Consider the following 23359-nt stretch of genomic DNA (forward strand, 5'->3'; position numbering starts at 1 on the left):
TTCACTCATTAAAACCGACAATATGAAAAGAAATCTCTTTCTCCTGCTTTGTTTACTTCCAGGGTTCCTGCTGGCTCAACCCGGCTGGACAGGTACTTTCAATACTAAGTACGGGCCGCTCAAGTTGATGGAAGAATACGGGTTTGAATATCCTGATGGCGGCATCATTTATGGTGATTATGCCGGCAAAGGCACCATAGTTGGTACGCTAAAAGATAAAGGGTCCCGTTTTGAAGGCTATTTCTTTAATGGCAATGCATCAGGCAAATTTTCACTGGTCTGGAACTTCGATAAAAAAAGCTTTTCCGGCACCTGGGGCTATGGCGAAGAAATGAATGCCTATTCAACCAACCAGGATCATCAATGGACAGGAAAACAGGAATCAAGAACACAACCAACCAATATCAATACTGCTGTTTGGAGCGGCAAATGGAACACCAATCACGGCTTTATCATACTGCAACAGGTAGGCAACAAGATCACCGGCAAATACCATACTGTTGGTGATATCGATGCTGTTTATGATCCTGCAACAAAAAAAGTAAAAGGCAACTTTACCAATAAGGGCCAGAAAGGTTATTTCGAATGGGAATTCAAAGGTAATAGTTATACCGGAAGATGGGGATGGAACCAGGACCTCAATGGTGGAGAATGGAGCGGTACCAAGCAGGTGAAAAGCAATGCTCCCCTTACCAATGCTACACAGCCATCTGCGAATACATCAACCTCCCCCACTACATCTTCTTCCACTTCTGAAGGCACTGTAAAGTTCTCGATTCGCCCGGTAGTTTTGCATTCGCTCGGAAATGTTTATGGTTTTGCAGGAGTGCAGGTGTTCAAACTCACACAGCATGGAAGCCAGGAGATTAAGCCTTTTGGTAAGAAGTCTCAATATTATTTCAATACTACAGAAAACAATATCGTTGCCAGCAACAGTTTGCACAGATTCAACATTACCCTTGATAACCTCCGGGATTTCATTATTCCGGTAGAAGACATACAATCTAACGACACCGAATTACAAATAAAAATTTTCATGCACCTTAAACACAAAAAATTAGGAAGCAACAAAGATTACCGGTATAAAACTGTTACCTATAATTTAAAAAGGATTAACACCAGCACCATACATCTGAGAAGCGATGTAGGGCCAGAAATAGTTCAAATGGACTTTTCAATAATAAAACAATAATGGGGCTGATGTACTACTAATTATCCGTATGCTCCCGTGGGCATACGTATGTAACAGGTGATACCTCACCGGCAGCCAACAGATCCGTAACACGGTTACAACTTTCTATATCAGAAAAGTGACAGTAGAAGGTCACTGCTTCAACCCAGCTCATGCTAAACCGAAGCCAACATAAAATGAAAGCCGCCAGCTCTTTGGAGTGGCGGCCAATTTTTTTGGATCACAGAAATGGAACAGGATTGCTTAATCTCCTTGGCAATTCCTTGCTAATATCAATCATTGTACAAAGGTTAAATACACAGCTCGCACGATTTTTAATGATAAAAGCCAGTTTGCTTTGGCATTTCTTGGGGAAAAATCCCAGTTCTCTGCCTAAATAAGAATGATAACCCCAATCCTCAAATCCTAGTTCTTACATCTATAATATACTTGAACAGTCTTATTCTCCAGTAAAGATTCAAGTCGCAAACTGTCATTTGAAAGGTGCAATATTTTATTCTGTACTATTTCGCCCTCAGGACGAATTAAGTACAAATTTTGTGATTTAATGTAATACTTAAATCTAAAAACAGTATCGCCTCGGCTTCCAAAGACGGCTAAGGAGTCATTTTGAAAAGTTAAAGTAGGATAATTTAACTGGTTTCCTATTAAGCACCATCGGCAAACCAACTTAGTGCTGTTGGATTTTGATGTAGCCATCGTAAAACATGAAGCAAACAGCACACTGATACCTACAAAAAAAAGTATTCTCATTTATGAAATTTGTTTGTGAGATTCCCTATTTGACCCTTACCTGAAACTGGATCATATTTTATTTTATTCAGACCTAAATTATTAATATCGGCTTGCGTAACTTTTCGTTTATCGGGATTTAATGTATTCGTACCTGCTGATGAAGAGGCCCCATTAGGGGGATCCCAGGTAAACTCGGCATCCGTTAATGTGCCTCGAGGGTACATGATGCCCGGTTGTCCCATACCTCGCAAATCAACACTAGCTGGATGCTCAAGTCCCATCCCATGCCCCATTTCATGAGCTCCCGTTGTCGGAGATTCCCCTTGCAGATTAGACAAAAGCCAAGTACCTGTATTGGCACCCAATTCATCCATGTTAGATATCGCTCCTCCATCCATAAGTTTAATATAGTTATTGCTGATATCCGTATTGGCTGCAACTTGCTCTGCTGTCAAATCCCCGGCATACTCACCTGTAATATTAAATTTCACGGCATACTCTACTCCACCTATATCGACTTTCCCGTTTGCGTCATTCCATGCCTTGTTAGTATCTGCCGCATATTGTGCTGTTTGCGACTGTAGTTTTGATTCTTCAAAATTAACTTTCCCGCTCGTTTTCCCTCCTAGACCATAAAAAGTAATTTTAGAATTAATAGTAATAGTTTTATTCTTATGGTCAATTACTGGTTCACCAGATCGTCCATCAGGGTCGATAAAACTGATAGGGTTATTGTATGTGTAATTATAGGGTGACCAGCTGTTATAATTATCTGCTAACGGATCTGGTACTTGCCACCTGCCAATCTGGCCATCGTACATCCTCGCACCATAGTCATACCATTCCAATCCACTTCCATCGCTAAATTCTTTACTTCAGGTATTTTTGTTTAACTTTTAATAAATGAATACCAATGTTCGGCTTCTTTAAAAAGAAAAAAAACGCTTGCCCTATTCCCGAAGAGACCAGAATTTGGATGGAAAATGCTCTAATTTGGCTGATCAATCAATTTGGAGAAAAAAAACTTTTAGAGGACAAAACACTAATTCCATCTGAAAACGACTTTCCTTTACAATCCATTGGGACAGAAAAAATCGCTCATGACATCCTTCCCATTATCGCGAAACAAATGGATGTTAATCCGGAAATCATTTCTATTGATTTTTACAATGAACAGTTAATAGAAATTAAGGGAGACATGGGCAATACTATTTATGGGCAGCAATTTGAAGACGATAATTATTCTACTGGATTTTACGAAGGAAAAGGCCCACATGGCAAGTATAATATTGCAATAGAAATTGGGCAGTTACAGGATCCGACAAAACTTATTGCAACCCTCGCTCATGAGATTGCGCATATCAAAATATTGGGAGAAAATAGGTTGAATGAAAATGACGAATACTTGACAGATCTCGTTACTGTATTTTTTGGGCTAGGCATTTTTAATGCCAATGCATCTTTCCAGTTTTATTCGGCCAGTAACAAATGGGGCTATTCAAAGCAAGGATATTTAACACAACAAGAGTGGGGTTACGCATTGGCGTTGTATGCATACATACGCAATGAAAAAAAACCAGATTGGATTAAATTTTTGACACCCAATATCCAATCTGATTTTAATAAGAGTCAATTGTATATCTATGAAAACACTGATAAAGTGCTTGTTTAATATTACTTTCTAAAAAAAGGAAAATCATCTCTGGGTATCCCGCTCTTGATAAATAATATCCAAAGCAAATACAAGATAACGGCCAGTATAAAGATTAGGCGTACCCATTTTGGCATGTCTTCATTATTATCGTTACTATTCTTATTTTTTATCTTTTTCATCTGTAACCTTGGCTAATAGTAGGCATAGTTTGCCTCTCTGTTTTGGTTTTCTCAAAATCATTTGACTTTTTTGTACTATTAAAAATCTGTTGCATAGGCGATTCCCCTAATAATGCAATCCCTGCTTTAACATTAAGGAGTTTCTGTTGACTATCCTTAACCCAATTACCCCACTCTTCCTGTGTCGCGCCAGGCCCTGGTTGTGGAGAAAGCTGATTATTATCACGAATAGTCTGCACTTTTTGATCATATTCTCCTTGTAATTTATTATAAGCTGCTTCTGCATCCTTGTTTTTCCAAGTAATATTAATTTGTGTGGAAACAGTTACATCAGAGATGCCTACTATTTGTTGCACACTTGTTACTTGAATTCTTTCTATTTGTCCTTTTAAATCATCTATAGCTTCGGTTCCTTTTACTGCGAGATTTCCAACTCTATTGTCGCGTGTAACAAAAGGCCCTGTATGTTGTGCACCTGTACCTGGCTCAAATGGTTCATAAATATCAGCTGGTTTGGCCGCCGACCCTGCTTGTTGGTTAGGTATATAGGTACTGGATGTTCGATACCGTGAAGCATTGGGGACGTAACTGTTAACCGTTCTGTATTGCATTCTATTCTGTGCATAATTAACACGAGGGGTTGCGTAACGTACAGGCTCTAATCCTTCAAGTTCTATATGAGTAGTTACCTGATTTCCGGAAAATGCATACGTTGAATAATATTCATATTCGTTTGCCAGAGGATCGATTTGAATAAACCTTCCAATTTGCGGATCATGATTTCGCCATTTAAATTCATAATAATCAACTTCAAGTGCATCATTGAATTCTTGGCCTTGAAATTTTTCTTTTTTGTTTTGTAACTTACCAACGGCCTTTGAACTGATCCCCGCCATTGTCAACCCAAAAGGGTAATAATGGGTTTCCTCCAACATGGGTCCGGAAAAATGCCGCACACTCAGGTTATCAAAGAACACATCCCAATTCTGCGTTTCATTACTCACATAAATATACAAAAAACCATTTTTGGGAATCTTGACGAAAGATGTCAGTGGTAAGAGACTCTCAGCATTGCCCACTACTTTGGCCCCACTACCTGTGCCAACGTATTTGAGTTGCTCATCCAACAGGATCCAGTTCAGGTAAGCTTTTGGCTTGGCAGTGGTAGCTGGATTGTTTGTAGTCCTAAAACTATTGAGCACACTTACCAATGGGCTCGTGCCAATATTGTTCAATTGTACAAGGGTCCCCTTCAGTTCTCCCGTTGCTCCTACGATACCACCTGCCAAAACACTCAGGATGTCATTCAACGGATCACTGGTAGGTCCCGCAGTACCACTGCCCCGATAAAAATATTTCACCGCAAGGTTGACCGAATCCCCGCTCATCACCTTGAGCACCATCGCAGGACCTACCTTCCGCCCACTGCCATTCACACGTGCTACTGAATCATTCGGGCTGGTCGTTGGGTCAGTAGGATAACCACTGATCAATGCCTTGGCATAAGAAGTTTGGGGTATGTTATAAAACAGCGAATCTTCCTTGGCCCGGTAAGCTGCTTCCATTGTGGCCATATAGACAGCCGTATCTTTTTGTTCGGTCAACAACATCCGCACATTGCCCAGATGATCTTTAAGAAAGTAATCGTAAAAATATTTATAACTGCTGCTACCATTCTCGTAATACTGCTTTGCATACCGAAGTCTGCCCTCTTCATGCGCCAGGAATTGCAGCGTATCATTGTCGTATGCAGAACCGCCCAGATACAAGGTTGTCCTGGTCGGCTTGCCCGTTTCTGCTACCGTCTTTTTCAACTTGTTCCCCGCTGCGTCATAAGAATAAGTAATGGTACCTTTTACAGCACTACCCGTAGAACGAACTGTGATCACTGATGGGAGATTCAGGTGATTGTAGACAATGCCGTTATTATTCGCATCCCCGATATCCTTGTTACGATCACGGATCATATTTCCATTGCCGTCGTAGACATAGTCAACTGCAGAAGTGGATTTACTACCGATTGCCGCCATATACAGCGAAGAGCTGCGGAAGTCACCCAGCTTCGTCTGTTCATCATTGTTACGCTCAATCACATTTTTAAGTTTATTGCTGTTAGCGTACGTGTATAACAAGCTGTCAATTGTAGCGCTGCCACCCAGCTTCCAGCCACGCTGGCTCATGCCGGTAATATTGCCATTGGCATCATAGCTCAGGTCTTTGACTGTAAAATCTAATCCCGCACTGGTATTGAAGGCAGCGACTATATATTGGGTAAAATTTGCTTTTAATAGTCGATTAGCCGCATCATACCCGTAATCATATTTTCGTTTTTCTCCATCGCCCTTACTTTTCCAGACCGTACCGGTAATGTTACCGTTGTATTGGGCAGCAGTATAAGACTGGCTACCAATCAGACCATTGTTCATCTTGTCATAGCCCAGGTCATAACCAAAATAATTATCCTGGTGTGCGTCTTTCGCATAGGCTCGGTTCACGCCCAACAACCAGCCCCGGATATTGTATTCATAACGCATGGAATCAAGTACGGTGGCACCCAGGGACTTTTTACTCACTTGTCCCAGGGCATCGTATTCGTTGCTTACCAGTAAGTGTTCGGGTTTACTAATAGTAACACCATTGATGGTGCTGTTCACCGTTTTCTTGATCGTCAGCACCCGCCCGAGGCTATCGTAGTCCATTTTTGTGACAATGAAATGGGTTTGTGGATTGACGCCCAATTTCTCCTGTTTTTCTACAATCACCAATGGCTGTCCACTCCAGTTATATTGGGTGGTGACCACATCCACACCATTAGTGATATTTTGTGAGCGGGTCTGGATCACGCGCCCCTTGTTATCATAGAAGTTTATCGTGATGAGGGTCTGCGCGGGGCTGCTCCCCAGGACTTTCACTTTACCACCTGTAACCAATCCTTTGGTAGCCGAAGCCATTTGCACCGCCTGCGGATAAGGCCAGTTGGCAGAGACACTTAACAGGTAAGTACTTACCTCACTGGTAGAAAAGTCTTTTAATGAGGCAGGCAGAGCAGCAGCCCAGGCATAATCATCGTAATACACATTGGTCAGCTCTTCATAGATTTGACCCGATAAGTTCGGATAGGCTGTACTGTTATAAGCCTGCGTGTTATGATAAGCCCGGTCATTGGTATTGTTCCATAATCCGGTAACAACAGGACGGTTCAAAGCATCATATTGTGTATACAGCCACTTTTTCGTACCGGCTCCCCGGTTCACAGAATCCTGTATCAACACAAGACGGTCACGTGCATCATAGACCATCCATACGGGTCCGGCACCTGGTACTTTTTTAATGATCATCCGGCCGCGCTCATCATATTCATAGCGGAAGCAGTATTCACTGGCGATAGCTGCTGTCAGTGTCCAATTACCCGCTTGTAAGAGCTCCACACCTCTGGGCTGGATAACACAGCGTAGCTGGCTCAGATCATCGTATAGATAGTAGGTGCATAACCAACCTGTATAACCAGTTCCCGATCCGTTGTCGTCAGCAGCGGTCAGTTGTACTTTTTTGCAGATTATTTTTCCCTCCTTATCCTTAAATTCTATCACCTGCTTGTTGTGCTCATCCACCATCACATTTTTATAAAGTTCTCCGGCGGGGTAAGCACCTGCAGAAGCATAGGTCCCCAGGCCACCAGCCACATCGGTAACGGTCCAGATACGTACTGCATCAGCAGCGGTATTGATCCGGTATTTGATTTTTATGGATCTTCTGGCTGCCTCAGTGGCCTGTCCTGCAGTGCCGGCCCAACTGTTGCCGGGAGCAAAGGTTTCCAATACGCGGTTAAGGGGGGACGCCTCAAATACGGTTTGTCCGTAAAAGAAGGTCTCTCCCTGCCCGGCAATCGGGTTGACAGTTGCACTGGCATTACTGTAAAAAGCTGTCTGTTGCTGAAAGGGATTCGGTTTAAATAAACCATCGGAGACAGAAGTATTACCATCGGTATTGTTGGCTGGTGAAGAAAGGTATTTGAACTGCTCGCGGCCAAACTGATCATATACCACTGGGCTCACCATATCCGCAGCACTCCCGCGTGTTGGCCAGGAACCTTGTTTGGTCACGGTTTGCAAAAGTCGCCCCAGTCCATCGAAATATTGTGTGGTTTGTTTGACATCCCTCACAGGCCTTGTCACCAGCGTGGCAGGATTGGTTTCAGGTGCGGCCCCCTCCCAGATCCGGATAAAATTAACCTTTGAATTTGCAGGATAGGGAGCTGGGGGATTCTGAGCGCAGAGATTTACAGAGCTCATCATCCAGCATAAAATCAGCAATAATCTGCCGGTATTCATTTCTTCAGGTTTAATAGTAAGGTTGTACACAAACTCCCACACGCGTTGCTGGTAAAAAAATATCCAGTTCGAGATATGGGTTGCTAATAATGTTTACTCCAAAGTATAGCTGCCTATTATGGTTATATAGTCAGTGAAATCTTGTCCCATGATATTCACTTTCCCATCGGGATAGAATACCAGTGTTCCAGACCAGTTGGAATTGGTAGCTGTTAGATTCAGGTACTTGGCTGAAGCAGGTATGAACAAAATGCCATCCAATTGACCGATTTGCCCATATACCATGGTGCTTGGAGCCTTCATGAGCGTAAGCCTGAAATTTACCGTTCCCTGGTCATAGCTGAAATCCGAATAAACAGAGGACCATGTGCAACAAGGCGTAAACAACCAGTAAGGAACGCAGGGAGCATGTATGGCAGCATAGGCTGGGCCTTCTGCATCGATCTCCTGATTGGCCTTCAGGTTAGCATCCGTCACGCTGAGGAAGGATCCATGTTTACCGGCAGGCACTATATAGTTCACGCCATTGCTCTGATAACCTGTCTGACATGGGCCTGGTGCGTATACTCTTCTGGATTGCTCTGTATTGACAAAGGGATAATTCAGGTTCTCCAGGTATTTGTACTGGAATCTTTTTAAGATATTATTATCCTGGTCCCTGACAAGGGTCAACCGTCCCCTGTCATCGTATTCATAGGAATTTTTTTTACCGGCGTGATCTTTTTGGGAATCAACATCACCATAAAAATTGAAAGTAGTTGTTTGCACAAGGGCCCCCGGCAGTTGAGTGCGCAGTTTATCCAGTTCCTGTTCCAGAAGTGAATTGCCATCAGGCCAATTAAGGATATCTGTATTCAGCAAAGCGGCGGCTGATGCATGGTCTTTGCCTTGAATGGAGGCTACCGGGAATCTTCCAAAATAAGCATATATGAATGACTCTTTCTGGCCTCCGGGCTTTTCAATTTCCAGCACATTGCCATTATTGTCATATTTATTGATGGCATACTTCAGGAAATAATTGCCGTTACCCGTTCTACGTTGTACAGAAGATAGGGCTATCAGGCTATTGCTATTGAAATAGGCATAATTAAATTTATTCCCTTCCAGGAATGCGGTGCCTTTGTATGAATCTACTGTAATTGGATCTGATATCCTGTTTCGGTTCTTCATTTCCGTGAGCAAGGGATCGGAAGGATAATTATAAGGATATGTATACCTGGTCTCCAGTAGGCTTCCATCGCTCTTACTGTCTATTTGCTTAATGATATTGCCGTAAGTATCGTATTCATTCGTCTTTTCCACGAGCAGTTCGCGGTTGAATTCATCATAAGTATATTGCTTGATATTAACCGGCTTGAAAAAGTGCGTATAGTGATAATACGAGGTCATGGCAGGGAAAGTTTCTACATCTGAGCCAACGCAATTGATGGAATAATCAAGCATTACCGCCCTTACAAAATTGTCAGTAGTGAACCCGATACGGTTGTAGGTGGTCTGGGTTTTGGTCAGTAGTTTATTGGCTGCTGAATAGGTTCTTTCCTCCAGCAATTTGCCTCTTTCAAATTCAGTAGAGTTAAATGGCACTTTAGGCATCCGGTCGTAGTTCCATTGATACACCGGCGCTATATCTTTATAGCCGAGGTCTTCGTTGGAAAAAGTGTAGTTCTTGTACGAGCCATCCTGGAAGCGCTCTGTAACATATGTATAACCAATATGCCGTCCTGAGGAGGTGGAAGAAGCTGGAACGATGGAAGAAGAACTTGAGACCATAGCATAAAAGCCTCCCTGATTGAAAGTCCAATTGTACCGGGCCTTACCTACCAGGATGCCACTGGAACCGGAACCTGTACCTGTTGCGGGATTGTAATCGGTGACGTATAAATAATCCCTCCATGTTTTATTTCCGAAATTGTCAAAGTTCTCGATTTTTTTCAGTCTTGCTCCTCCGGCAATGCCCGTCTGTTGGGTCAGCATCACATCGGTAGAGCCCGGTTCATACCAGGCATAGGCGCGATAATCGTGATTCTCAAAAGTAAAAACAGATTTGCCACCAGTGGGATACCGGATCTCTTTGAGAAGGAACGCCAGGGAAGCACCAGCTACTGGCTGTCTGATCTGTCCCAGATTGTCATACATTTTATATGTCTGTAAAGGAGTTTTTTCCAGAAAGTAACGATTGGCAAACCCCCAATGATCAGAGATCTCGGCAGCATATCCAGCCACCCAGTCGCCAGCATAGGTGAATTGATAAGATTGCGGATCAGAGTTGAGATCCCCCGTCAACACAACGGAATTCAGTCTTAACCGCTCCAAAGAATTTTCTGTATAATTGAATTTGGCTTTTAAACGGTTGTAATATCTCACATTCGGCAGATCGCGGCTATTGAATGAGCTGACATGCCGGACTGCTATACTATCAAGTTTGAGCCAGATGAATTTAGTTGATGGCTCACTGGGAGTTGGTGTGGCCTCTGAAGGATTTGCCGTGAAATAAGGAATATTGGCTGTCATATTCAGGCCAAGAAAGCCGTTGTAACTAACGGGAAGGTCGCCATTAGAGTTCCTCAGGATCTCCATATACAATGACCATGGATATTTGAGCTCATTGCTTTTGGACGTATGAAAATAGATATTTGTATTGCTTTTGGTATGATTGATCTCCCTGAGATAAACCGGAGAAGTAATAGAACCTGAGATACCGGATTTATAGCCTCCGTAAAGGCCCCAGCGCGACATGAATCCTGCTCCACCAATATCACCGCTGGTACAGCCATTTTGGAACTGGTAAAAGCTAAGGGAGGACTGGTAAGGGCCTCTTTCGTAATGGAAAGTAACCATATCCCCGGCAGGATCCGTTATGCTTACAAGATACCAACTGGTGGCCATGGTATTGGATGGCCAGTCATATTCAGAACTGAAGCCATTTCTTGCAGTCATCCCTACAGAATATTCTATTGCATTATCTGTTCCGAATGTGTACTGAATGCCCCTGGCATCGATCAGGGTAAACTTGTTAAAGGTTTTTCTTGACAATCCAAAATAACAATTGCAGCTCTGCTGTACGAAGGTTGTTTTGAAATCGGCAGGATCGAACACAACCTTGAAATATTCATCGGACTGCACTTTCCAGTTGCCGGTATGGTCCAAATAGAATTTACCGGACTTGCCGAGAAAGTTGAAACTGAACACATCGGGCTCACGATCTTTAAAGAGCCCACCACTTACGAAATTTCCATCAGGCGTATACCAACTGGTGGCTGCCAGCAAATTATGTGAGTAATAAAAACCCATACCTGTTATGTTGATGGGGTCAGTACCTGTTACCTCGTACTCATCCGGCAGGTGTCTTACTGTGCGCGTGATGGCACCTCCTGCATCCACGTTCCAATTCAATCCCACCCAGGAAGGGTGCATATCCGGTCTGAAACCGGAGGCATTATAGCTTAACGAAACGGGAAGCGTTATATAATCCGTTTTGATGGTGTAGATCGGTACATCTATTTGAGGAAGGCCCGTATACATGGAAACAGCCATTTCCCCATATTGTCCGATACCGGCGGCATTCGGTGTGGGCCTTGTAGGTGATACAGGAGTAAGTTGAGGTTTGGCAATCTTACACGATAATAAAAACAATACGGTAATTAGATATTTTGTCATTCTACACGGTTTATGGAAGTTATGACAGGCTCTTGTTATAAGCCCTTGGAAAAGAAGGGCTGTGTCTTGACTAATCTTGCTTTCGTATATAAGGTTCATTTAAAATCGATAACCTACTCTAAACTTAACAGGCTGTGATCTCGGTGTCTGCCGATAACTCAAAAAATCCCATAATAATTGCAGTTGTGTTTTCTTAAAAACTTTACTCTTTAACGACAGTATCTTACTCACGCCCACCAAACCACTTTCCTGCCATTTGTCAATGCCGTTCAAATCAGTGAGCGAGCGGAAAGGTTGCTGGTAATTATACTCGAATCCCCCGGTAGCATAGAAGCTGCCTTTCACATTGACATCAACAAAAGAACGAAGTCCTACTCCCTGATGGGTAACCGCAATATGTTGGATATCCCGGCCCCATCCGACCTTATAGCTGGCGCCAACACCGATGGTGCTTTTATCATTGAGCTTGTAGCCTACGGACAGACCAAGGTCAGTAGTAGTAGGAAACCAATTGCTGGAAGGTTGGCTTTGCAGGTTGGTACCATATTCCAATCGTTGCAGGAATGTCTTTGTCTTTTGATGGTTGGGCTTGAAATCAGGCATGTCCAGCTCTCCGCCACCACCCAATTGGTTCAGCTTGTCTTTGAGCTGAGCAAGTTGACCTTGTGCATCCTGTATGTTTTGCTGAAAGCTGGCCATGGCATTGGGGCCACCCGCTGAGATCCGGTCTTGTAAGATGCCCTGTACACTCGACCTGGTTTGCAAGCCGGCGAGACTGACCTGGGAAGCGTAATTGCCAGGAAGCCGGAACAAACTGGCGAGTAGGGAATGCTCATGGAGGAACTGCCGGAAAGCAGGAAGCTTTTGCAACAGAGCAATCGCCTGCTCCTGTAACCTCGACGGATCTTCCAGTAAGTTTTTGTACTCCTGAACTTGCTGCTTATAGTAGTAGGCTTGTTGTTGATATCGTTGAAATTCTTTAGTGTACCCGAATCGTTTTAATTGATCGTTCAACACATCCTGGCGTTCAAGCAGGTATTGCTGAATCTGCTCTGTGGTGTGCAGCCTCCCCTTCAACTCGTTTACTCTGTGTAGCGCATTTTGTACAGGCGCTGACAATGCCTGGGCATTCGGTAACAGATTGGAGTGGGCTGTAAGAAATTGCAGGGAAGTAGAAAGCGTGTCAAGATGAGGTAAGTATTCACCAGTACTACTTACATTGTCTATAGGTATTATTAATTGCTTTTGTAATTGCGCATACTTTTCTTCTACATTGCCAAACAATGCTTCCGCCTGTAACGAATCTTTCCGGGCGAGTTTCTTCTTCAGGCGTACTTCTTGTTGAGCGAGTTGCTGAAGGGCTTTTTGAGATTTAGCGAGCAACCTGGCTTCGAGGGAAGTTGTTTTTTGTTGAAGTTGACTTAAAAAACGAGCGGGGAACTGGGCAAGCTTATTGCCGGAAGAAACATCCTCTTGCGATCTGACTATAGTGGATACAGTCAGCAGAAACAAACACAACATGAGGCTCGTGCAATTCACGGAAAAAGGTTTAATGGTCCACTTAAAATACCACATCTAATCTAATTCAAAAAATCAAATTCAAGTTAATCTCATATGAAAATTGTACAAGTGTGTCAATATTCTTGGTAAGTGTGTGCATTTGGGCGAAAAGCGTAGAAAGCTTAATCTTTTATTTTCGAAAAAAGGCAAGTGGGTATTTATGAAGAATATTCGAACTCGCAGATTGGGGACTTCAAAAACTAATGGTAGATTTCATGTCATCAACATAAATCCCGTCTTTATTATTACATGGTTTAAATTTTCGTTTATTGCTTAAGAAATTAATTTCGCTATTTCTATCTCAGCTTATAATTCACAATATGCTTTATCTCCCCCACTCCTACAATCCTCTCCCCTTCTCCAAATTCAAATTTCATTTTCTCAGTAAGTTTTCCAGCAAACTGTTCAACAGCAATTATTTTTATTTCAGCTTCTACAGTATCGCCTGGGAAAACAATCTTTCTATCAATGAAAGTCTGTTGTCCGGATGTATGCATCTCTGAAAAAGGGAATTTAATATGCGGCCTATACCCTGAAAACGCAGGAGATTGTCGTCCTCCTTCTTCAGTAGGCAAATACGTTAAGGTCGCAATGAAATCTGCCTCGCCTTTATCTACCTGAAACTTATTGTTGTGGAAATAGTCAAACGCAGATGCTTCAATATCACCACCCGTCAATTCATTATTTTCCTCGTCAAGTAGTTTGTAATTTATTTGATCCCGGCCAATAGTTGCTTCTCCGTCAAGACCTAATAATATTGTGTAAAATGCATCCCGCAAAGTTGCACCTAGTATTTGCCGTAATCTTTCGGTTTGTATATCGTCAAAGTTAAGTGCCTTGATTAATGCAGAAACGTCCGCACTGCTTCCTGATTCAAAATAGGATTCAATCAAATACTGACGTTCCAGGTAAAAGTTCTTTACAAATTCCTCTACTGTCATGAGAATTACGGGGCTATCTAAATCAATACGGCTGTATACTATTTAAGGAAGTAATAATCTGCTTTAGCAGTATCATTCTAAGCAAAGCGGCTACTGATTCTGCTTTTCCAACAACCGCATTATCTTGTCATTCATCGCCATCTGATTTTCTATAAGTTTCGTCACCAACACCATCAGCTTTTCATCAACCCCATTATAATTATTGATCCCAGCCGCTGGTGAATTACTTCCAATCTCAATAAAATGCCCGGTCGAAGATGTAATCAAATTTATCGGGTCAACTTTCAAATATTCAGCAACCTTCTGAATTAAGTCAATTGTGATCTTACTCTCCCCTCTTTCATACTTAGTATAAGCAGCTTCAGTTATACCTATATGATCCGCAACATCAGCAGCTTTCTTCTCTCTTATCTTCCTTATCTTATATAAGTTCCTTCCCACCATCTTATTCTCCAACACAGTAAATTCCTGCTCCATATTCAGTTGTTTTAAAGTTGAAATTATTCAGATACACAACCATCCAATCCCCTCTTAACAAATATAATTAATCCAAATTTGCATAAGAAATAAGTTTAACCAATGCCAATCGGGTATGCCTCACAGATACCCTTCACTCTTCAGGAAAATCATTACCAGGACATGCTACGTCAAACTGTATTTTTTAACCAGTTAAAATCTACTTTTTTTTATGTCCTGTATTCAAACCACGGATCAACAGATCCCAACAATCTCATTTCCACCGGAAATACAAGCCAATCCTGCAATTGGCATTCGTCAGTTCTTCAATGGAGATTCCCTTGAAAAAGTCCGTAAAGACCTGGAAGATCTCCGCGACACCACCATCACGGAATCCTACGGCGACTTAGACAAACAAGACAAATGGCTCCTTATCGATTTCCTCCGCCGCATCGGCAACCTCATTGAGCTCGCACACCTGATCAATTCCACAGAGCCATCCAACTAATTATTTCTTTTCTTCCAATTGTTCGTTGTAGCAGGGAAATTAATATTTTGTTGTCAGCTTCTGCAACCCGCAGAAGCTCCCTGCCCAACGAATCCAATCTTAATCTAAAACTTGTTACATGCAATCAAATCCACTCCTGCAAAAGGTTTCAGACATCATTACCAAATCAGTTCCTGCCTCCAGGATCGTACTGCTCGCCTACTGCAATAAGGAAAAACAAGCCTTTACCATTTTCTCTGAACCCGGCTTTCTCCTCCAAAATCCTGCAGAATTGCAGTTATTCGTACTGGCCGATGTCCCAAATATGGACAGACATGCAGCCATCGATAAGATTGAACAAAGATGCCAGGGCTTCATTCCGGTCTGTATCATCCTTATGAACAAAAATGAGTTTGCTAATTTACTCCTGCAGGGAAATCGCTTTGCTATTACAGTTATGCAATCCTCACAGCTTATCTATGATAAAGATTCAAACCTGGGAGCGCTTCCCGTAGGCCAGGACACCACAAACCATAACCCGGAGCTGATCTCCTGGTACAGGCGGGGCCTCGCTTTCCGGGAAATGGCAGGTACTCAATTCAAAGCAGGGGAATACGACACAGCTGCTTTCTGTATGCACGTCTCTGCAGAACAATTCCTGTGTATGCTAATGCAAACGAGCATCGGGTACCGATTAGGCACACATAATATAGACAGGCAAATTCACCTCCTGCAATTTTATGTACCTGAAATCCGAAATGTGTTTTGCAGAGAATCTGCCATTGACAAACAAAGGATCCAATCTTTGAGAATCAATTATGTTCGCTTTATGCACAAGGCTGAAAATACCGTAGACGAAAACGAAGTGGAGGATTACCTGGATGAACTGTATAAACTTCAACTCATGGCCGAGAGCCTCTTCTATGCCCAGACGGCTATCTTCCAACACATAAACAAGCTTTCACAAGTTCCACATATATGAGGTCTCACCTACACAATCAAAATTCCCTGATTGAAACCAACATCGTTAATGAAATCCAAAACATTCTCAGTAAAAGTTAACCTGTATTTATTTCTGCACATATTTGCTTCTTTATGTCACACAGGAATTTTAAAAAAACAGGTAATAAATTTCATTTTTACTCAAAAAAAAATCCGACCTTAAACATAACCCACGGTTTATTTTTTCACCACTCTGGTATTTTTACATCATCTGTATCAAATACCTGTCAGCAACTCAAGGTTCTGAATTCATAGTAGCAGGTTTCTGAAAAACGGGTAGCATAGATAGCATTCAATTTTCTCATTTAAAATGACTACATCTATGAGAACCTTACTAGAGCTCTCCGAACAGCTACTTTCCAACCTGCACGAGCAACTGGCGCAGGTAAGCAATTCCCACAACTCTCCCCTGCAACAATCTCAGGCCGCTTTGCCCGTATGCATCGAGCATATCAGGCAACTGAGAAAGCAGCTCAAAACCTTCCGGAACATTCCAAAAGATCAGGAGATCCATTTCTTCAAACACATCAAACCCCGCTTTGTATGTGAGTTCTATTTCAACGCTATGGTGTACCGGCTGCACTACGCATGGCCAATGGGTGACATCAAAAAACAACAACATTACCTGGAGAACAAGCTTCTCCAGATCAACCAGTTTTTTGAAACCAATCATCATTTCTATTTCTATTACAGAACAAACAGCACACATCTTGACAGCACATTCTTTGTACGTGGGCAACAGGATGTGGAACCATCTCCCGAACACCTTATCTGCGGAACAGATCCGGGCTTCTACACGCCCAGGGATCTTATGATGGCAGAACTCCTGGCCAATTATCAATTCCAGGACTACCTGCTGAACCAACTGCATCAGCTGCTCCCCTCCCAAATGCCGGCCCCCAAAGATTCCAAAGCTCCGGTATTGGTTTGGAGCGAAAGCAAGAGCGCATTCATGGAACTGATCTATGGACTGCATCTTAGCCGCGCTTTCAACGGTGGTAAATGTGATATCAAAACCATCGTAGCGGTAATGAGCAAAACATTCGGTGTGGAGCTCAGGAATATCTACGACTATATCTATCACATCAAAATGCGAAAACTGGAGCCCACCAAATTCACAGACAAAATGAAAGCGTGTTTACTCCAAAACTTCGCGGATCAACTGGATCTTCCGGATAGCACTGCTGCTCCCCAATAGCAACCGGAAAAAAAATCCGGAAAAATTGTATACGAGTCGTATACACCTATGAAAACGGATCGTTGTGAGCATCGCAGCTTTGTGCTCACAACGATTTTTTTTATGCGCACAAGGCAACAACACAAAAAGCATTCTGCAATAACACTGAGGTCTCACTACTTTCTCAGTACTGTCTCAGTACTATCTCAGTACTATCCCGCCTGTTTTGAACAGGATCTGACTACTATCTCTCTACTTTCCACCTGTAATTTCCGCGTACCTGACCTCAATCTGCCTCATGGCAACGCATCCACATTCTGCATTCCAGGAATCATCATAGTTGACCGGTCAAACATTTCATCATCCATTAAAAACAATGTTATGGCACAAAACCAATCCGGTAATTCAAAAAGCCTGAACAGGTCCAGGATCCAAAATCAGAATTCGTTTGAACGCACCAGGGAGAACCTCGCAGAGTTCAACAACGTTTCAGAAACTACCCGCCTGATCAGGAACGGTTTCCAGTCGCTCATCAAGAGCGCAGATCCCGGCAGGCATTTAACAGGCCGCCTGCAAAAGCAGTTGATGGAAGTATTGAAAACCGATTCCATCAACGATCGTGGCCAGAGGCTTGTTGCCAAAGGGAATTTTGGCCTCATGAAGGATTTCGAGTTCAACAGGAATGCTTCACTGAGATCAGTTCTTTCCCTGGATTTCACTTTTACTGTGGACAGGGTCACCGGAAAGTTCGTGATCACTTTTCCGCCTTTTATCCCTGTAAAAGAACTGGCTTCTTATCAGAGCGCCACCCACTTCAGGCTGGTAACAGCCGGTGCAGAACTGGACATACCCAATGCAGACGTGAATGTAAACATCGCTCAAACAGAGTACATCCCTATTCAAAAAGCAGAAGTAACAGTGGCTAACCTGGAGAACCAGGTTACAGCCAACACCCAGCTGACCTTGATGCTGGTAATGTCTGTTGAATACTACCAGGAAGTGAATGGAAAAATGTACCTCCTGAGAGCAGACAAACGCAATCCGATGAAGGTATTATACGCTGAAAGTGCTGTCGTATAAGCATTTTACGTAAACCGGTTTCGGCTTTGGTTAGTAGTTTTTTTCATTTTTTCACCAAATCCAATTCAGATGTGGGAAAAGATCAATAAGGTGTCGGTGCAGGTGATCGTTGCCGTTACCTGCATCATCAGCCTCAATATCCTTGGCTTCCTGCTCTTCTTCAAAGGACTGCCGGAACAGAACAAGGAAATCGCCACTTACTATATCGGCCAGTTGCAGGGCGCAATAGTGGCCGGTATTTTCGGATGGCTGTACAGACAACAATCAAAAACTAAAATGTAAGATCATGAAAACACTCTTCTTCACTACCATGCTCCTGTTGCTATATAGCTGCAGGACCGTACAGAAAGTATCAGAAGATCAATACGCAGTTGCCAAAAGCTATCAGGTAAGCGCCGGTAACAGCTCAGAAATCCAGTCGCAGGAAGCTGCGCGGGTAAAGTATTCCCAAATGTCTGCCATTTCCCGCACCGGTAATGGTTTTGATAGATGGATAGAAGAACAGGTGATGGAATATAGTACCCCGGGCAAAGACAGCGCTGTAACAGGAAACACATCCTCCGGTAAAGTGGTGCAAATCAGACGCACCATCAGAGAACGCGGCAAACAGAAAGCGATCATCTTTCAGCAGTCCGCCTCACGGGATAGTCTCCGGGAACAGGAGTCCACAGCGTCCGCTCAGGAATTTCAGACAGGAAACCTGGAGGACCTAACGCTGGTGCAAAAACGAAGACTCACCAAAAGAACAGGTATCCCCTGGTACATCTGGGCCGGTGGTGGTGCGGGCATTACCCTTGGCTTCTGGCTGAAAAAGCGATACCAGCTGCGGAGGGCACATCCATTTCAAATGGATGAACGATGAATGCGCCGCTGATTTCAGCAGGGTCGCTGAAGCGGATCTGCTGGAAAACCGGTGCGCCTGCTGCAAAGGATATTGCTCCGGTGATCAATAAAGTTTGTCCATTGTACGGGATCAGCACAATGGTCCTTCATGAGTTCCTTGCCAATCTGCTCCATGAATCCAATGAGTTCTGCCGGTATGAAGAGAACCTGAATTACTCATCCGGCAGGCTGATGGCAGTGTGGCCCAATCGATTCAAAACCATCAAATCGGCGCAGCCTTATGCCAATAATCCAAAATTGCTGGCTGCAAAAGTGTACAACGGCAGAATGGGGAATACTTCGCCACTGGACGGATGGGAGTTTCGTGGTTCGGGTCCTATACAAATGACAGGCAAAGACAACTTCATCCGCTTCGCTAGCTGGATGGACCGTAAGTTCAATATCACCAGGTCTGAGCAGGAATGGGCAAGGTTGTTAAGATCGGATCATGAAGCAGGCATGCACTCAGCCTGCTGGATATTCTCCATCGCCAAAGGATTGAATGATGAAGCATTGAAAGATGAAATGGAACTGATTGTGAAAAGGATCAATGGAGGATTTAATGGGCTTATGGACAGGCTTAGGTATTATGAGTTGTGCAAAGAACATTTGAGATAACAAAAAAGCATCCTATTAGAATGCTTCAGCTGCAACGCCACCTTAGGAACTACGCCAATCTCCGGGTTGGTGTAGTTCTACCGGCAATGGCCGGGACATCTAAATACCAGAAAAACACCTTTTCTAAACAAATATTAAATCAGTATACTTGTGTTACGCATTCGTTCTTAATCAAGCCGCTTCCCTGCTCTGGAGGGTTAATGCCTGGCGTAATTCCTCACCGATTTATTACTATATTGGTTCATATCCATTAAACCAACGTCTATGTTCATCATCAACAAAAATGAAGTGTTGTCGCCCGACAGGGATTTTAATGATCTGTCCCTCACAGACCTGATCAGGGCCAGGGAGATGTTTCATTTCCACCTGTTGAATAAGAAAAATGTGATTGCCACTGCTATTGGCCGATACAGGATCAGGAAGACCGATCCCCTTCCCTGGGAAAAAACCTATACGGCTGTTTCAAATACACCTAACCGTGGCCCAAAAACGCTGCAGAACTCGGAAGTAAGGCAGTATTCATGGCCATGCATACTGGTGATTGTAAAAGAATGGATGAAAGATGAAGAGCTCAGTAAGTATGAGAACCTGAATGAGATCGTACCAAAGAATGTATATATGCCAGATGGCAAAATTGTCCCCATCTGCGTTGTGGAAGCGCCTAAAGATGGAATAGTGGAAACCATTCCCGTAGGTACAGAGATCACTTTTCCCAATAACCTGATCAGTGGTGGATTTCCGTTGATAGTGGAATCACAGGGCGTGCAGCGGATTGCCACCATCACCTGTATCGTAACCAATGGAAACAAATACTACGCGCTTACCAACAGGCATGTTGCCGGAGATGAAGGAACAGTGATCTATACCCGATTGAAAGGCGTGCTCACGCCTATCGGCAAAAGCAGCGGCTTGCACCTGGGTAATCTGTCTTTTGATTCGGTATATCCGGAATGGAGCAGCAAAAACCTGTACATCAATTCGGATATCGGATTGATAGAGATCGATGATATCAAGATGTGGCGCACTGATGTATTTGGTCTTGAGAAGATAGGCCAATACGGTAAGCTCGCAGACCTCAATTCCCAAAACTTCACCCTGAAACTGATCGGCAGCCGGGTTGTGGGCTTCGGCGCTATTTCAGGAAAAATGGAAGGAGAAATTGCCGCACTATTCTACCGGTTCAAATCTGTAGGGGGATATGAATATGCATCGGATTTCCTCATCGGCCCGAGAACTGGCAGCGGTCAGCCCGGGATCGAAACCAAACAGGGAGATTCAGGTGCACTCTGGTTATTGGAAACGGAAGAAACCAATAGCGACAAAAATGAAAATACAAAAGTACTCATGCCCATTGCTGTGCAATGGGGACAACATACTTTCATAGATGGCAATGGTATAACAAAAGGCGCTTACGGCCTGGCCACCTGCCTGAGCAATGTGCTCAGGGCATTGGAAGTGGATCTCGTCCGCGGCTGGAACCTCGACAATGATTATACCTGGGGGAAACTCGGCCATTTTTCCATCGCACACCTGGCCTGCCAGATGGTAAAGAACCAGAAATTGAAATCACTACTCCAGGCCAACCTGGAAGTAATCACGTTTGGATATGATGATCTCAACATCAAAAACATCGACAGTGGCCTTAAAAGAATGAAACAGGACTATGGATTTGTGCCACTGGCAGATGTGCCTGACCTGGTCTGGAAAAGCAAGATTACAGGGATCAAACGAGGAAAGGAAAGCCCCAACCATTTTGCAGACATGGATAAAAAAGATTCTACCGGCAAAACCTTACTGGATTATTGCAAAGGAAAGTATGATAACATGCAGTTCCTGACACCGGAAGAATGGTTGAGTTATTACACTGATCCAGCAGTAATGGATAAGAGCAAAGGGATTCTCCCCTTCCGGATCTGGCAGTTCTTCGATGCTATGAAAGAATACGCGGAACAGGGTGATGGCACGGGCTTTGTAACTGCGGCGGGTATTCTGTCTCACTATGTGGGCGATGCCTGTCAACCCCTGCATATCTCTTACATGTTCGATGGACAACCTTTGCCTGATGGTACAAAAAAAGGAGAACATGTACATTCCATTTTTGAAACTACCATGATCAATAAGTTCATTGGAGACATCCTGCCGCTGGCGCGTACCCGAAGTAAGGAAACAGATTTTAAAACCATTCTACCCATAACAAAGGGAAAAGAGGCTGCCGGTGCTACCGTAGAAATGATGAAGAAGACCTTTAAGCTGGTGCCACCTAAAAAACTGGTGGATGTAGTTTATAAATACCGGGACCAACAAGGAATAGGCGATGCCGCCACTGCAGAAAAAATGTGGGAGAAAGTTGGCGCGGAAGCTATGGCGGAAATATTTGTATATGGTGCGTATTATCTGGCTTGTATCTGGGAAGGCGCCTGGAAAGCCGGCAAAGGATCTACCTATATTACCGAACTGGACCTGGTAAATACAGATGATGTGGTTGCGTTGTATGAAAACCAGGATTTTATTCCTTCTGTGAATATTAAGGAAATTAAACAGTATTTGAAGGATTGATAGCCAGCTTGAAGCTACAGGCGCAAGTATTTTGAGCGGAGCATGGATCATTACAGGTACATCAGGGAAGATGCACCTGGCCGCGAACATTTGATCAACCAGCTATTCATAATACGCCTTCATCAGGCTTCTTCTTTCCCCGGTTTCAAGATTGAGGCAGTCGAACTTTTTATATTGACAGAAAGATCCCATATCCTTATCGCCATTGATAAAAATTGCTCCTGCAAGCAGAACATATTTGCAAGGGTAATGTGTTTCTTTAACCAGCACTTCTATACGGTCGTCGATAGCTTCGTACATTACTTCTGTGGCTTCAAATATCTGGTTGCCAGCGTTCAAAATCCTATGCTTGTGATGCGCAAAAATCTGTTCAATCGTGTTAAACTGAAAATCGAGCGAACTTATATTTCCTTCAATTATCTTTCCTGCAAGCAAATTCCCTAATGCCCCCTTTGCGGCTCCGCAACATGCGGAATTTTTGCTTTGCCCTATACGGCTGATCTCACCTATTGTTCCATCTTTTGTAATGCCGATATGCGGCGCATAGAATATCACAACGGCTCCATCTTCGGGCACGTGATGTGCAAAGGCATTCATCCCTGTGATGCCTGCAAAGGGATAGCCGTTAAGTCCACCCATGTGGAAGGGGCCCAGCATTTCCATTGCCCGTGGCGGGTATTGTATTGCATTCACATCATCGCAGCACATGCTGTCGGCGTGCATTAGTTGATTGGGCTTTAACCCTAGTTCTCTTTCGATGGTATCCAAAAGACGGTTGACAGTTTCTATAGATGTCAGCGCATCAGGATAGTAACTCCTTACTGTGTTTAAATGTTGATCGCTCATATCACA

At 43.4% G+C, this 23359-nt stretch carries 17 protein-coding genes; 10 read left to right on the forward strand and 7 right to left on the reverse strand.

Annotated features, from left to right (window positions below; translation table 11 throughout):
- Positions 1–22: 22 nt before the first annotated feature.
- On the forward strand, positions 23–1192 hold the full coding sequence (locus D9Y29_RS03590; protein ID WP_127125087.1) for a hypothetical protein: 1170 nt from the start codon (positions 23–25) through the stop codon (positions 1190–1192).
- Between the two features lie 749 nt (positions 1193–1941).
- Here the strand turns inward: D9Y29_RS03590 and D9Y29_RS03595 are convergent.
- Complete coding sequence (locus D9Y29_RS03595; protein ID WP_206513706.1) at positions 1942–2775, reverse strand: RHS repeat-associated core domain-containing protein; 834 nt, start codon at positions 2773–2775, stop codon at positions 1942–1944.
- Between the two features lie 65 nt (positions 2776–2840).
- Here D9Y29_RS03595 and D9Y29_RS03600 point away from each other — a divergent pair, with 65 nt between their 5' ends.
- Complete coding sequence (locus tag D9Y29_RS03600) at positions 2841–3599, forward strand: hypothetical protein (protein WP_127125089.1); 759 nt, start codon at positions 2841–2843, stop codon at positions 3597–3599.
- A 157-nt stretch (positions 3600–3756) separates the two neighbouring features.
- Here the strand turns inward: D9Y29_RS03600 and D9Y29_RS03605 are convergent, their stop codons facing one another.
- The 5 genes from D9Y29_RS03605 to D9Y29_RS03625 form a co-directional block, all read right to left on the reverse strand.
- Positions 3757–8091, reverse strand: a complete 4335-nt coding sequence (locus D9Y29_RS03605) for a DUF6443 domain-containing protein (RefSeq protein WP_127125091.1) — start codon at positions 8089–8091, stop codon at positions 3757–3759.
- A 93-nt stretch (positions 8092–8184) separates the two neighbouring features.
- Positions 8185–11748 (reverse strand): DUF5977 domain-containing protein, encoded by a 3564-nt coding sequence (locus tag D9Y29_RS03610; protein WP_127125093.1) that lies wholly within the window; start codon positions 11746–11748, stop codon positions 8185–8187.
- 99 nt (positions 11749–11847) lie between these two features.
- Positions 11848–13131: a hypothetical protein gene (locus tag D9Y29_RS03615; protein WP_127125095.1), complete on the reverse strand. Its 1284-nt coding sequence runs from the start codon at positions 13129–13131 to the stop codon at positions 11848–11850.
- A 473-nt stretch (positions 13132–13604) separates the two neighbouring features.
- Positions 13605–14249, reverse strand: a complete 645-nt coding sequence (locus D9Y29_RS03620) for an EF-Tu C-terminal domain-related protein (protein ID WP_127125097.1) — start codon at positions 14247–14249, stop codon at positions 13605–13607.
- Positions 14250–14339: 90 nt separating this feature from the next.
- Positions 14340–14726: a helix-turn-helix domain-containing protein gene (locus D9Y29_RS03625; RefSeq protein ID WP_127125099.1), complete on the reverse strand. Its 387-nt coding sequence runs from the start codon at positions 14724–14726 to the stop codon at positions 14340–14342.
- 211 nt (positions 14727–14937) lie between these two features.
- On the opposite strand from D9Y29_RS03625, the gene D9Y29_RS03630 reads away from it, so the two are divergent.
- The 8 genes from D9Y29_RS03630 (at position 14938) to D9Y29_RS03665 (ending at position 22507) form a co-directional block, all read left to right on the forward strand.
- Entirely contained in the window at positions 14938–15213 is a 276-nt protein-coding gene (locus tag D9Y29_RS03630; RefSeq protein WP_127125101.1) for a hypothetical protein, read from the forward strand.
- 118 nt (positions 15214–15331) lie between these two features.
- On the forward strand, positions 15332–16174 hold the full coding sequence (locus D9Y29_RS03635; RefSeq protein WP_127125103.1) for a HEPN domain-containing protein: 843 nt from the start codon (positions 15332–15334) through the stop codon (positions 16172–16174).
- 342 nt (positions 16175–16516) lie between these two features.
- The gene (locus tag D9Y29_RS03640; protein ID WP_164735242.1) at positions 16517–17392 is read left to right on the forward strand and encodes an RteC domain-containing protein; all 876 of its coding nucleotides are present in this window, start codon (positions 16517–16519) and stop codon (positions 17390–17392) included.
- A gap of 360 nt (positions 17393–17752) precedes the next feature.
- Positions 17753–18451, forward strand: coding sequence for a hypothetical protein (locus tag D9Y29_RS03645; RefSeq protein ID WP_127125107.1), 699 nt, complete (start codon positions 17753–17755; stop codon positions 18449–18451).
- Between the two features lie 69 nt (positions 18452–18520).
- Complete coding sequence (locus tag D9Y29_RS03650; protein WP_127125109.1) at positions 18521–18733, forward strand: hypothetical protein; 213 nt, start codon at positions 18521–18523, stop codon at positions 18731–18733.
- 4 nt (positions 18734–18737) lie between these two features.
- A complete protein-coding gene (locus D9Y29_RS03655) occupies positions 18738–19313 on the forward strand; it encodes a hypothetical protein (RefSeq protein ID WP_127125111.1) in 576 nt (191 codons plus the stop codon).
- A complete protein-coding gene (locus tag D9Y29_RS03660; protein ID WP_127125113.1) occupies positions 19310–19951 on the forward strand; it encodes a glycoside hydrolase family 19 protein in 642 nt (213 codons plus the stop codon). The genes D9Y29_RS03655 and D9Y29_RS03660 overlap by 4 nt, the downstream gene beginning before the upstream one ends.
- A gap of 879 nt (positions 19952–20830) precedes the next feature.
- Positions 20831–22507 carry a Nal1-like putative serine protease gene (locus D9Y29_RS03665; protein WP_478356211.1) on the forward strand — a complete coding sequence of 559 codons (1677 nt, stop codon included), beginning with the start codon at positions 20831–20833 and terminating at the stop codon, positions 22505–22507.
- A gap of 102 nt (positions 22508–22609) precedes the next feature.
- On the opposite strand, the gene D9Y29_RS03670 is transcribed toward D9Y29_RS03665, so the two are convergent.
- A complete protein-coding gene (locus D9Y29_RS03670; protein WP_127125117.1) occupies positions 22610–23353 on the reverse strand; it encodes a hypothetical protein in 744 nt (247 codons plus the stop codon).
- Positions 23354–23359: the final 6 nt, after the last annotated feature.

This window comes from Pseudoflavitalea rhizosphaerae (genome assembly GCF_003991355.1).
Classification (GTDB): Bacteria; Bacteroidota; Bacteroidia; order Chitinophagales; family Chitinophagaceae; genus Pseudobacter; species Pseudobacter rhizosphaerae.

Coding starts and splice junctions, on each gene's coding strand:
- D9Y29_RS03590 (WP_127125087.1), top strand. CDS start 23: ATGAAAAGAAATCTCTTTCTCCTGCTTTGTTTACTTCCAGGGTTCCTG.
- D9Y29_RS03600 (WP_127125089.1), top strand. CDS start 2,841: ATGTTCGGCTTCTTTAAAAAGAAAAAAAACGCTTGCCCTATTCCCGAA.
- D9Y29_RS03605 (WP_127125091.1), bottom strand. CDS start 8,091: ATGAATACCGGCAGATTATTGCTGATTTTATGCTGGATGATGAGCTCT.
- D9Y29_RS03610 (WP_127125093.1), bottom strand. CDS start 11,748: ATGACAAAATATCTAATTACCGTATTGTTTTTATTATCGTGTAAGATT.
- D9Y29_RS03620 (WP_127125097.1), bottom strand. CDS start 14,249: ATGACAGTAGAGGAATTTGTAAAGAACTTTTACCTGGAACGTCAGTAT.
- D9Y29_RS03625 (WP_127125099.1), bottom strand. CDS start 14,726: ATGGAGCAGGAATTTACTGTGTTGGAGAATAAGATGGTGGGAAGGAAC.
- D9Y29_RS03630 (WP_127125101.1), top strand. CDS start 14,938: ATGTCCTGTATTCAAACCACGGATCAACAGATCCCAACAATCTCATTT.
- D9Y29_RS03635 (WP_127125103.1), top strand. CDS start 15,332: ATGCAATCAAATCCACTCCTGCAAAAGGTTTCAGACATCATTACCAAA.
- D9Y29_RS03640 (WP_164735242.1), top strand. CDS start 16,517: ATGAGAACCTTACTAGAGCTCTCCGAACAGCTACTTTCCAACCTGCAC.
- D9Y29_RS03645 (WP_127125107.1), top strand. CDS start 17,753: ATGGCACAAAACCAATCCGGTAATTCAAAAAGCCTGAACAGGTCCAGG.
- D9Y29_RS03650 (WP_127125109.1), top strand. CDS start 18,521: ATGTGGGAAAAGATCAATAAGGTGTCGGTGCAGGTGATCGTTGCCGTT.
- D9Y29_RS03655 (WP_127125111.1), top strand. CDS start 18,738: ATGAAAACACTCTTCTTCACTACCATGCTCCTGTTGCTATATAGCTGC.
- D9Y29_RS03660 (WP_127125113.1), top strand. CDS start 19,310: ATGAATGCGCCGCTGATTTCAGCAGGGTCGCTGAAGCGGATCTGCTGG.
- D9Y29_RS03670 (WP_127125117.1), bottom strand. CDS start 23,353: ATGAGCGATCAACATTTAAACACAGTAAGGAGTTACTATCCTGATGCG.